We start from the raw sequence: 10,389 nt of genomic DNA on the forward strand, positions 1-10,389 counted from the left end.
GAGGTGATGATATCACCTCTGACTTGGTGACCAAATTAACTATGCCACTACATTTCAGGTTCAATAGTGGGGGAGGTTAATATTTTATTTCTAAGGGTAAGGATATCCTCTGGTTTAAATTGGTTAATATTTTTTTTACCATTTATAAAAAATAAAGAGACATGTAATATTGATTTATATGCTTCGAATGTACTGGCAGCAACTTCAACCCTTTTTAGCTCCATCCATTTATTGGCAATACTTTCAAATGTAATATCCTGATCAGCGCGAGAGGATACCTGCGTGAACACCAACTATTGTTCCTTCCTTGGGTTCTTTGCCGTATGTATATCGAACACGGTCACCTTTTTTAATGTTTAAGCCGTAAGTTTCATTGATGTAATCGAACATATTGTTTCTCCGTTAATAAATAAAATGCTGATATAATCCATTTAACTTAAATAAATGGATTTATGATTATGAAATTAATTACTGTTGCTGCGCTCTTATTTTCAGTATCTGCCTTGGCTGCAAATCAATGCAAGCCTGATGATCTTTGTTTAAAGATAGAAGTAGATAATGACTTTCATTCAGTTCCTTGCTCTGGAATTAAAAGCGCTGAATTTAAACGCAGTGAAAAATACGGTGAGCAATTTGTTGTTTATGTAGATGATAAAAATGATTTTAATTCGTTTGCTATGCGAAATCGCTACAGAACAAATGATGCGAGTATTTATTTATCGAACTATAAATTTAAATTGGATTTTTTAAACCCAAGATTACGAGATAATATCGCTATTGACATTTCTCATGAGAAAATAATTGAAGCAGCAAATAAAGTTAAATCATGTGTTGATAGTTTAAATCCAATTAACTAAACACGATGCTAGTTGTCATATTTCACGCCACAGAAAGGGCAGTGAGACATTTTTACCTTAGTGTCTAATCTGGTTAGGTTTTTCGCCATTTCACCGTTTTTCTTTTTGGCACGGTAAGCGAATTTATAATTAAGCATCACAAGAGTTCTTCCGAATGTGAAATCAATGACTTGGTTATCCCACCCAGTTTCACTGTTAGATATTTTTCCACCCTCACTTACACGGACTGTAAACTTCTCTTTTAACTCTCTCTCGACATAATTTAAACAATCACACATACTCTATCTCCTATCTATTAACTAAACACGATGCTAGTCTTTAGTAACCGTGTAACCTTGGTTTTCAAGGTGCTCGATAATGTCATCATTATCAATTCCATCTAGCAGCGTGCTTGCTGAGTACTCATTGACGATATCAGCAACATCAATCTCTCCATCTAAAGAAGTGCCATTTAATTTTACTTCGACCATTTGATAGCAATTCGGCTCAACTATTGCACTTTTAGCTTTTAATGTAATATCCATCTCTATCTCCTATCTATTAATCAACTCATCTTTATGAGATTGATTTACTTTGTATAATTAATTTGCTGATTGTAATTATTAATTCTGGTGGTATATTTCATTCGCCGAAAAGATTAAGGCTGGTTTGGTTATTCCAGCCCTCGTATTGAGATGAAGTCGGATACTATTCCGAACCCTCGGCATCACTTTCATTTGATGAGTGGTGCCTTTTCGTGTCTCTTTATCACTAATCGCGCCCTCATCCTAAAACAGGATTTTTGATGGATAAGCGAACAATAATACTCACCCAAATAATAATGACCTGTCTTATGGCATCCTCGATGTCAGGGATTATGTTATTTATTTCTATCGGTTTTATTCCCGATTTTTTTACGGTGTGGTTTAAGCAGTTTATTATTGCGTGGCCTATAGCGTTTATTATGACCAATTTAATGTGGCCTATAGCGAGTAAGTTAGTTTTTTTAATCCTCTCGGGAAAAAAGACTAAGAAAGTACAATCGGCTTAATCTGGTTACATCGCCTAGCTCTCCTCATAAGGTGCTAGGCATCTTACCGAATTTATTTCAATCAACTCACTACAGCCCACAGAATAAATATTAATTACTCATTTAAGGAGTTGTTTCGGTGATTATTTTTACACTCGAAACAATTAATGTTGCTATAAGGTTAATCTGATGTAATATTATTTTACTTACATAACTTGTATGAAAAGTATCAACCGCTAAGGTGAGCTAATATGATTAAATTACTTAAAAATTTAATATTTCCGCTTAATCCAATAAATGTATCTAGAAGAAAAGCATTTAAAATACTGAAAAGTCTTAGCTCTGAAGAAAAAAGGATATTAATTTTAATTTATGATTCAGTGAATGGTCGGCTTGATGGAAATCTAGGTCATGATATTCCTGAGTCATTGATAACTAAAAAATTAGTTAATTGTGAACAATCCCCTGATACTGGAATGGTCTATTCTCTCTCAAAAAAATGTCACTATATTATAGATGTGCATTATTTCCGTTAACATCCACTTGTTAAATCGCTTTGAGCTATCTCACCACAGCCCACCTTGATGGACTGTAATTAGTTAACTGTGCCTGCTTTTAACCACGTCAGGCGAGGTGGTTCTCCTGTACCCCTACAGAGAGAAATCGGCTATAATCCGCTTACCCCTACAGAATAAGAGATTATCAACCATGCCGAATTGGATTGAGGCTGCTTTAGCTTATTTAAAGCTAAATACATCATTGAGGTTTAATATGTTTTGGTTGGTATCATTTGTACTTATTTTGGCTTATATGCCGAATTCATTTATTGAGTTGTTGAATGCAAATTTAAAAGGAAATGAATATCCAAACATACTCCCGATACTGTTTTCTATTGGAGTAAGCTTTTTTATTTCCTACTTTATTAAGCAAATATGTAGGGTGCTATCCTATTTTTACCACTTAATGAAAAGTAAAATGTCCAATAGCAAATATAAAATAAAAGTATCTAGATTAAATGAAAAAGAAATAATGGTTATTGCGATATTTGCAGCGCTGGGTCTTACAACGAAAATGAAATACGATTCATTGAAAAATCCTGAAATTTTATCTCTAATTAAAAAAGGTGTAATCAGGCCAGTAAAGGGCGATCACTTTAATAGCCCAGAATGTAGATATGAAATATCACCAAATTTTATAGAACCGATAAAATTTAACCTAATTTATAATGAAAAAATTCGTAAATTTTATGAGCAATTAAGGTAAGTCCATTTCATCCCCGCGCCGTAACACTTCCATCACTCATAATCGGCTTGCGTAGCCGTGGTTGCTTGCGTTGTACATCGGGTATGTCTTTTATCCCGATAAGTAAATTTGCCAGTACATCGGTTTCGTCTACTGGTTTGATAATCGAATCAAATATTTCTTCCACTGAGCGGGTTTTAGGTATTGCTGAATACTCCGATCTCTTTCTATCCCAAAATGCCATTTGCTTAGCTAATCGGCGTTTTTTAGCGTTGTTATTTCTCGGAATAACAGTAATTATTGCCATAATTCCCTCCTAAGTGATTTTTAGTGATTGGTGCGGTAGGGTTCTCTGTTTATGTAAGTTTTCTTCATGCAGAATCACTCACAACATCGCTTTACGTGCGATATATTCCAATCCATTAACCTTTTCACCAATCCTAAAAACCACTCAGTGGTGATCTAACGCTTAGTCAGATCTGGTTCCTAATTATTAAAGAGCATGAGGCGTATCGTATATTTCATGTTGCTTGCCTTTGATGTGATTAATAATACTAAAGGTATTACCTATGGTCAATACTAATGATATTAAAATAAATACTGAAAGTATTAATTTATTGAATTTAAACGGAATTTATTTTCAAAAATTATTTATCTTGCGAGGTGGCGGCATTATGTAGAACGATATTTATACATGATTGTCTAAAAAGGACACTTCGGAGGATTTATGAATACATATGATGATAGGACGAGATTGATTTTATCTGAGATAGGTATGATGACGGTTGAGCTGATATCGTTAGATAGTAAGGTGTATTGGCATGGGATAGTTGATGGACTGGTAGTTAAGGCTGACAATGAGCAAAACCCTGCTAAAAAAGCCATTCTTAACGACGCGATTACTATGGTTGAGAATAGCGCTTAGAAAAAATTGTGTGATTTTATCTCAATTTTGAGTAGGTTAAATGGAGATACAGAGCATGGCAGCAAATAGCTTGAATAACATTATGTGTGAGATAGGCCATGCAACTGTTAAGTTGCTTACGGGCAATATGATTGTATTTAAATCAACATTAAAAAATGAGTTAGCAGAAAGAATATCAGCAACAGATGATGCTAAGTACATGACATTATTGAATGATGCTATTGATTTTTTGGATAGAGATATTAAGTAGGCAAAAACATACAAATCTTATGTGGGTATACCTAGCCCTAGGTGTTACTGTGGAGGAAACACACTGAGGTAATTATGGACACTGAGCAAGATGTAATCTATATGCGTATATGTCAAGTGGTTGGCAGAGCTGTGATGTTGTTGAACGAATCAAAGCATAACGTCACTGGTGAGCGTATATCCGCAATACTAAAAGAACAAAGAGAAAGTGAGCGGGATAAGCAGTCAATTGCTATATACGGGATAGCTATAGATTTGATGGGCGGATAGGGCACAAAAAAGCCCTCGCGGGGAGGGCTGGGTGGTTATTTATTTGGCAATTCTGGTTTTTTTACTTGGGTTAATAAGTTAGCTGCATTTACTTTTGGAATAGCACCATCTTTAATTTTGTTTTCTATGTATGTGGGGAATTTTTGTGGTAAGTATATTCTCTGTAGCCAACGCCTAAACTCACCCAATGCGTCATCTGGATATATCCATGCTTCTATAGCCCCCGATTTGTGCTGAGGGAACCAATCAGGATAATGATGCGGGTGTTTTGTTCTTTCTCCATATTTACTGTATAAATCGTTTTTTACCCAGTGTTTACCCCAAGTTATTCCGATGCTTATATCCGGTATTGAAGCTGGCCCAAGGTTGAATCCTGTATTGATCATCCGTAGTGTTAAATCTGCCATTTCGCTAAAAATAGAAAAATACCCAAATGGTATATTTGCATTTAACTGCAATCTTTCTTGAAAGCACTTCCATGCACTGCGTAATGGGTTTTCTGGGTCAATTCCAAGATTGAGAAAAATAAAGCGTCTTAAGCTGTATTCAGCTAAGTCTCTATATCTTTTTTTTGCTACAGAATTATCAAATGTGGATGAATCTGCATCAAGGGCGTAATACTCTAATATTGCCATGCATACACTGTCAGAGTATGCATATACTTCACCAGTGCTATTTTTAAGAACAGTATATAATTTAGAGAGTGTTAATCCTTTTCCCCTAAGGATTGAGTCAATTTTCTTTCCTCTCGGCTTTGTTCTTTCTTCTAGCCAGTTGGTGGTTAACCTACCAAGCGCTCTATGGTCTACCCCGCATAATCTAGAAAGCCCTCTCAATGTTAAATATGGAGTTCCGTCATTCATTATCCCCATCTGGATACCATCAAACTCAACTTCCTTCACTGGGAATAACTCCAATTCTCCTTGGGGATTGATTACTGATAGTTTGTTGTTATCCAATTGATATCCTTATTTATTTATGTGGGACTCGCACCCTAAAACGTGTCGTCACTCTGCATTGAAAATCGAAATCCAGGCCATAGGCTCCTCAGTAAACTGCAATATCGCACCGGCTACAACGGCAATTATCAGTACGATGATTAACAATTTATTTTTACTGATGAACTCAAGTATTTTCTTCATATTAAAACGTGTCGTCAGCCAAAGAAGCAACAAGTCACATCATCCTCGACTATCTTAATTGCGTCTGAGAAGGACGGTATCGACTCTTTGATTGCAGCTATCCATTGGTTAGGCTGAATCATGCTATATAGGTTCCAGCGTGTGTGAGGATGATTTAGCACTATCTTAGCGATAGGTGAGTCGTACTTTTTATTATTAATGTAATTGACTCGATAAATAGTTACCTCATTACCCCAGATTCTATACTGCAAATCTACCTCATCCCGAACAAAAGCAGGTGGTCGGAGCTTCATCATAAAGAATTCCATGCACCGCTTAATATCTGCAATTTCTGTTTCATTGAGTGCCATGCATTCTCCTAAAACGTGTCGTCAGGCCACTAGACTAGCTTCATCATCATTTGAACAGCTACGCCAATAATCTTACAATTCCCATTAATTGGTGTTATTGGCCATGCAGGGTTTAGGCCTTTTAAGAATTTTTGACCACCATCAATCACCAATTTTTTAAAGGTTGCTTCGTTGGAATCTGTTAACTTAGCTATAACTAAACTGTTATTTATAGCCTCTCGCCCAGTATCAACCAGCACTAATGACCCTTCAGGAACGCTTTGGCCTGATGCTGCTGTCATAGAATCGCCTTCGACTTTTAACCAGAATGCGGAGCCTTGCACATGCACTTCGGACTCATACCACTCATCTATCTGATCCAGTGTGTATGGCTCACAAGCTTCATTCCAAGACCCTGCTTGAACCCAGCTAATTACTGGGTATTTAGGCGCTGGACGATATGGCCTTGGATTAGACACATTTGGAGATAATGCGTTAGTGATCAGCTCAGCTTCTTTAGCAAGGGATGGGCTGAACTCGCTTATAGGTACTTGCAGTAAATTAGAAAACACTGAAGCGATTTGAACGTTAAGTGGGTTTCTACCATTTAGATAATGACCAACCCCGCCCTGACTTATATCAAGCATGTCAGCAATTTGCTGTTGTGTTATTCCTAGCGATTTTTTCTTGGACTCATACAAAGCCTTTAGACGATTGGCGTCATTAAGCTGTTCTGTCGTCAATTTATTCTTATTGCTCATTGTCTCAATTCTAATACCAATACTATTAAAAGTGTTAATACCATATGTATTGACCTTTATTAATACTTTCAGTATTATCGTAATGTGGGATAAAAAGGAGATTTACCATGGAAAGAATTCCTTTGTCTGAGTATGTAAAAAATAACAGTCAGGAAAAGGCAGCATCATTAATTGGGGGACATCAGACCGCAATTAGTAAAGCCCTCAGAGAGGGTAGAAATATTTTGTTAACAGCAACCGAGGGTGGAATTCAAGCAATTGAAATCAAACCATTCCCCAGCAATAAAAAATAGTAATACCGGACATTCTTATCTGAGGTTAGTCAGGAGAGAACATCGTGAATACAGCAATAGATAATGTTTATCAATTCTCCAGAGGTGATCCGGAGGAGCGATATATTAAGCCGGAGCAACCAAGAATGGCAGAATTGGAAGATGGCTATACAAAGCTTGCCAATGAGTTACTTGAATCGCTTTCGTGCTGCAACCTAACTGCACGGCAATTTAGAGTCATGTTAGCCCTAATTCGTAAAACTTATGGTTTTGCAAAAAAGAATGACCGTATAGCCGACTCTCAATTAGCGGACGTGTCTGGACTATCAAGACAGAATGTTAATAAGGCAAAGAAAGAATTGATTTCAATGAATTACATCATTCTAGAAGGTAATAAAATTGGCGTTAATAAAGAGGTTTCAGCATGGAAAAATCAATCTAGAGACAGTGTCTCTAACTTGAAGACTAAAAATGTCTCTAACTTAGAGACAAATGAAGTCTCTAGCTTGGAGACACACAAAAGAAATACTTTAAAGAAAAAAGAAATAACTAATCTATTGTCCGAGAATTCTAACGAATCCTCTGACAAGCCCTCTGAAAAAGTTTTAGTGGTTAAGCCTGATGCGGTTGTTAGTTCACCCAAAGGCAACAAGTGGGGGAACCCTATAGCTACAGTCGTTGTATTCATCCTCTTGCCCGTACTATTTCAGCTATCAATGATTAGAAAGTTGCTGATATTGAACATGAAATTAGCAAACTTCATGTTTGATAGATATGACACAGGAATAAAATTAATCGGAGTTACATTGTTGAAAATGAGGAAGTTAGACAGGAAAAAATAGGAGGTTAACTTGGAAGCAGATTTCCTCTTCCTAGGTTTAGATCACTTCTTTTCTTAAATACCAAACAAGCAATTCAATAGCATCTGTAAGGTCAGTGCTTATGAAAGCTAAAAAACCGAATAAAAGAATTAAAAAAATCTTATAGCCTAAAATCACAGCGACATGCTCCATACATAACTGGTTCTTATGACACTTACATGTTGTAACAAATTGAAATATTTATCTACTAAAGTATTTCGACTATTGAAAATAGAATTGGAGGTTAAATGTCACTAAAGACATACTATCTCAGTAGTAAAAACATCAAACAGAACGCCATCGAAGCAATACAAAACCTACCGATAGATTCAGCCAAGCCATACGAAATTAAACTCTCCGAACCCAAACGAACCAAAGCACAAAATGACCGCATGTGGGCAACTCTTACTGATTTGTCTAAACAGGTTATGTGGCAAGGTTCACGGTACGACAAAGAGGATTGGAAGGACTTAATTACCGTCTTGAATAAACAAGTCAATGGTGGCGCTCAACGGTCGGCTGACCGTATCTCTGGAGCAACCATAGATGCTAAACAACAAAACACACTGGACGCACAGACAACCAAGAAAGACGTCAAAACTATTCTTGTGGATAATGACTGCGCTCCCGTTACTGCTCCTGATAGCCTTATTAACAGGATGCGGCAATACAAAGACTGAATATGTATTAGCGCCTCACGTCCCCACTCCTGCAAGCCTACTAGCTGATTGCCCGATACCAGATATCCCTGACAAAATGACGTGGGGTGATATCGCTGAATATAACATTGAGCTGATGTCGGTAATTAAGGCGTGTAACTTGGACAAGAAAGCAATTCGAGAGATTGAGGAGGAAGGCCAAAAAAATAGCCCACACAGGAATGGGCTAAAACAATTCAAATAACATTTTTGAGGTTACACAGGAATTCTTTAAAGAACATACACCTTAAAAATATTAATGACTGTAACAAAGCGAAACAAATAACAATGAGCCTCCAATTAAGGGACTTTTTAATGGAGAAATACCATGGCAACATAGGGGCTCGATAAACCAGCTCTATTCCGTGAAGAGTTGGATAAAAGTATTCCAAAAGAATAAAAAAAGACCCACATGACAAATGTAGGTCTGAATGCTTTAGGTAAGAATAAACTTATTATTATGTCCAAATAGACAGGTCGCTTTCCATGAGGACATTAACCGTACGCTGTTGTCTAAACAATAGCCACCTTATATTTGTAAAGTACCATACCCATTGGTCAATTACTGGTAGATTGGATAGATACGGGATTTTCCCGTATCTACGGAGTGTTAAATATGTTTAAACATGAATTAGGTCAGTTAGTACAGGTCACTATTAGTGGTGAAAAGGGGCAAGTCAAAGGCCGTGCTGAATATCAGAATGATGCTAACCAATACTATGTCCATTACTTATCAGCGGATGGTCGTGCGGTGAATGCATGGTTTGAAGAGGGTGAGCTGTCACCAGCTAATCAGCAGCATTAGTTTTATTTAATTCTACAAACGTCATTCATAGAGTGGCGTTGATAGATCTTTATGTATAACTACTTTTTGATGCCGACAAATAGCGTGTAGCGACTTATTGGGTTGCGGTTATCTTCTTCAAAAGTTTCATTTAGTACAGCAACGTCTCCTCGCTTAAGGTTTAGTTTAGGATCATCTATTGATAATGATTGCCGATAATTCTGACCTATGTATTGACGACATCCTTTATCGGCTCGACCAGAAGGCCTTGCATTAATTATTTTCCCACTAACTAGAATTGAGATAGCCTCGTCGTTACAAATATTTTCTTCTATTTCAAGACAAGAAATTTGTGCAGAGGCATTTTCTAGAATATCAATATCTAGGTTGCATGAGTTTATATAAGAAGCCCATGACAATTGAGATATTGATATTAAAAGTAATAGTAGAAGCTTAAGTATCATGCGTTCCTCTAGTAACTTATATTTATAACGGATTATGGCATTAGCCAGCTTTTGGTCACTTTTATTATAATTAGAAGTAACTCAGGGCGTTGAAGTGGGAAGGGTAAAAAAATCGCCCATCAATGATGAGCAATAACTACACAGCAATTCACTACATCCTCGTCACAGGGTAGTAAACAATGAGTTAAGCGACAGTACGCTATTACCAATGAATAGCTATCTTATATTTGTAAAGGTTCATAGCTATCAGCTAATCATTGGTGGCTTTTTGTTTGTAGTGAAAGCAATACGGGAAATTGAGCAACAAAGAAATTCCTCAGTATCGGGGCAAAGTAAAACGAAGCAAGAAATGAATACACTATCAGCATAAATGTTTTAATAAGTTTTCACATAAATTAAGTGTAAATTAATATAGAAAAGAAAACATAAATTTGAGCTTTGCTAAATACCTAAGGAAACACTAGAAGATTAAAAATGTAGTGGCATAGTTAATTTGGTCACCAAGTCAGAGGTGATATCATCACCTC

The 10,389-nt window shown here is 36.6% G+C and carries 20 protein-coding genes; 12 read left to right on the forward strand and 8 right to left on the reverse strand.

What is annotated here, in order from left to right; all coding sequences use genetic code 11:
- Nucleotides 1-47 precede the first annotated feature (47 nt).
- Nucleotides 48-290 carry a hypothetical protein gene (locus ACTH6U_RS21005; RefSeq protein ID WP_441833065.1) on the reverse strand — a complete coding sequence of 81 codons (243 nt, stop codon included), beginning with the start codon at nt 288-290 and terminating at the stop codon, nt 48-50.
- Between the two features lie 168 nt (nt 291-458).
- On the opposite strand from ACTH6U_RS21005, the gene ACTH6U_RS21010 reads away from it, so the two are divergent.
- Nucleotides 459-857: a hypothetical protein gene (locus ACTH6U_RS21010; RefSeq protein ID WP_441833066.1), complete on the forward strand. Its 399-nt coding sequence runs from the start codon at nt 459-461 to the stop codon at nt 855-857.
- Between the two features lie 8 nt (nt 858-865).
- Here the strand turns inward: ACTH6U_RS21010 and ACTH6U_RS21015 are convergent, their stop codons facing one another.
- Both ACTH6U_RS21015 and ACTH6U_RS21020 read right to left on the reverse strand, forming a co-directional pair.
- On the reverse strand, nt 866-1,135 hold the full coding sequence (locus tag ACTH6U_RS21015; protein ID WP_441833067.1) for a hypothetical protein: 270 nt from the start codon (nt 1,133-1,135) through the stop codon (nt 866-868).
- Nucleotides 1,136-1,168: 33 nt separating this feature from the next.
- Nucleotides 1,169-1,381 (reverse strand): hypothetical protein, encoded by a 213-nt coding sequence (locus ACTH6U_RS21020; protein ID WP_441833068.1) that lies wholly within the window; start codon nt 1,379-1,381, stop codon nt 1,169-1,171.
- A 296-nt stretch (nt 1,382-1,677) separates the two neighbouring features.
- Between ACTH6U_RS21020 and ACTH6U_RS21025 the strand changes: the two genes are divergently transcribed.
- The 3 genes from ACTH6U_RS21025 to ACTH6U_RS21035 all read left to right on the forward strand — a co-directional run bounded on the left by ACTH6U_RS21025 (nt 1,678) and on the right by ACTH6U_RS21035 (nt 3,129).
- Nucleotides 1,678-1,887, forward strand: coding sequence for a DUF2798 domain-containing protein (locus ACTH6U_RS21025; protein ID WP_441833083.1), 210 nt, complete (start codon nt 1,678-1,680; stop codon nt 1,885-1,887).
- Between the two features lie 230 nt (nt 1,888-2,117).
- Nucleotides 2,118-2,402 carry a hypothetical protein gene (locus ACTH6U_RS21030; protein ID WP_441833069.1) on the forward strand — a complete coding sequence of 95 codons (285 nt, stop codon included), beginning with the start codon at nt 2,118-2,120 and terminating at the stop codon, nt 2,400-2,402.
- Nucleotides 2,403-2,574: 172 nt separating this feature from the next.
- Nucleotides 2,575-3,129 carry a super-infection exclusion protein B gene (locus ACTH6U_RS21035; protein ID WP_441833070.1) on the forward strand — a complete coding sequence of 185 codons (555 nt, stop codon included), beginning with the start codon at nt 2,575-2,577 and terminating at the stop codon, nt 3,127-3,129.
- A gap of 7 nt (nt 3,130-3,136) precedes the next feature.
- Here ACTH6U_RS21035 and ACTH6U_RS21040 read toward each other — a convergent pair whose 3' ends face one another.
- Complete coding sequence (locus ACTH6U_RS21040) at nt 3,137-3,415, reverse strand: hypothetical protein (RefSeq protein ID WP_441833071.1); 279 nt, start codon at nt 3,413-3,415, stop codon at nt 3,137-3,139.
- Between the two features lie 420 nt (nt 3,416-3,835).
- Here ACTH6U_RS21040 and ACTH6U_RS21045 point away from each other — a divergent pair, with 420 nt between their 5' ends.
- The 3 genes from ACTH6U_RS21045 (at nt 3,836) to ACTH6U_RS21055 (ending at nt 4,552) form a co-directional block, all read left to right on the forward strand.
- Nucleotides 3,836-4,033, forward strand: a complete 198-nt coding sequence (locus ACTH6U_RS21045; RefSeq protein WP_441833072.1) for a hypothetical protein — start codon at nt 3,836-3,838, stop codon at nt 4,031-4,033.
- 55 nt (nt 4,034-4,088) lie between these two features.
- Nucleotides 4,089-4,283 carry a hypothetical protein gene (locus ACTH6U_RS21050; RefSeq protein ID WP_265494549.1) on the forward strand — a complete coding sequence of 65 codons (195 nt, stop codon included), beginning with the start codon at nt 4,089-4,091 and terminating at the stop codon, nt 4,281-4,283.
- A 74-nt stretch (nt 4,284-4,357) separates the two neighbouring features.
- Entirely contained in the window at nt 4,358-4,552 is a 195-nt protein-coding gene (locus ACTH6U_RS21055) for a hypothetical protein (protein ID WP_441833073.1), read from the forward strand.
- Nucleotides 4,553-4,587: 35 nt separating this feature from the next.
- Here the strand turns inward: ACTH6U_RS21055 and ACTH6U_RS21060 are convergent, their stop codons facing one another.
- The 3 genes from ACTH6U_RS21060 to ACTH6U_RS21070 form a co-directional block, all read right to left on the reverse strand.
- A complete protein-coding gene (locus tag ACTH6U_RS21060) occupies nt 4,588-5,511 on the reverse strand; it encodes a hypothetical protein (RefSeq protein ID WP_441833074.1) in 924 nt (307 codons plus the stop codon).
- A gap of 197 nt (nt 5,512-5,708) precedes the next feature.
- Nucleotides 5,709-5,990, reverse strand: a complete 282-nt coding sequence (locus ACTH6U_RS21065) for a DUF3024 domain-containing protein (protein WP_441833075.1) — start codon at nt 5,988-5,990, stop codon at nt 5,709-5,711.
- Nucleotides 5,991-6,073: 83 nt separating this feature from the next.
- On the reverse strand, nt 6,074-6,784 hold the full coding sequence (locus ACTH6U_RS21070) for a LexA family protein (protein WP_441833076.1): 711 nt from the start codon (nt 6,782-6,784) through the stop codon (nt 6,074-6,076).
- A gap of 107 nt (nt 6,785-6,891) precedes the next feature.
- Here ACTH6U_RS21070 and ACTH6U_RS21075 point away from each other — a divergent pair, with 107 nt between their 5' ends.
- The 5 genes from ACTH6U_RS21075 (at nt 6,892) to ACTH6U_RS21095 (ending at nt 9,419) form a co-directional block, all read left to right on the forward strand.
- Entirely contained in the window at nt 6,892-7,077 is a 186-nt protein-coding gene (locus ACTH6U_RS21075; protein ID WP_441833077.1) for a Cro/CI family transcriptional regulator, read from the forward strand.
- Nucleotides 7,078-7,121: 44 nt separating this feature from the next.
- Entirely contained in the window at nt 7,122-7,898 is a 777-nt protein-coding gene (locus ACTH6U_RS21080; protein ID WP_441833078.1) for a replication protein, read from the forward strand.
- A 266-nt stretch (nt 7,899-8,164) separates the two neighbouring features.
- Nucleotides 8,165-8,596: a recombination protein NinB gene (locus ACTH6U_RS21085; RefSeq protein WP_441833079.1), complete on the forward strand. Its 432-nt coding sequence runs from the start codon at nt 8,165-8,167 to the stop codon at nt 8,594-8,596.
- Nucleotides 8,532-8,819 carry an Rz1-like lysis system protein LysC gene (gene lysC, locus ACTH6U_RS21090; protein WP_441833080.1) on the forward strand — a complete coding sequence of 96 codons (288 nt, stop codon included), beginning with the start codon at nt 8,532-8,534 and terminating at the stop codon, nt 8,817-8,819. Before ACTH6U_RS21085 ends, lysC begins: the two co-directional genes overlap by 65 nt.
- Nucleotides 8,820-9,230: 411 nt before the next feature.
- Nucleotides 9,231-9,419: a hypothetical protein gene (locus tag ACTH6U_RS21095; RefSeq protein WP_441833081.1), complete on the forward strand. Its 189-nt coding sequence runs from the start codon at nt 9,231-9,233 to the stop codon at nt 9,417-9,419.
- A gap of 59 nt (nt 9,420-9,478) precedes the next feature.
- On the opposite strand, the gene ACTH6U_RS21100 is transcribed toward ACTH6U_RS21095, so the two are convergent.
- Nucleotides 9,479-9,862 carry a hypothetical protein gene (locus ACTH6U_RS21100; protein WP_441833082.1) on the reverse strand — a complete coding sequence of 128 codons (384 nt, stop codon included), beginning with the start codon at nt 9,860-9,862 and terminating at the stop codon, nt 9,479-9,481.
- Nucleotides 9,863-10,389 lie beyond the last annotated feature (527 nt).

It is taken from the genome of Providencia sp. (genome assembly GCF_052096715.1).
In the GTDB taxonomy this organism is placed as follows: Bacteria; Pseudomonadota; Gammaproteobacteria; order Enterobacterales; family Enterobacteriaceae; genus Providencia.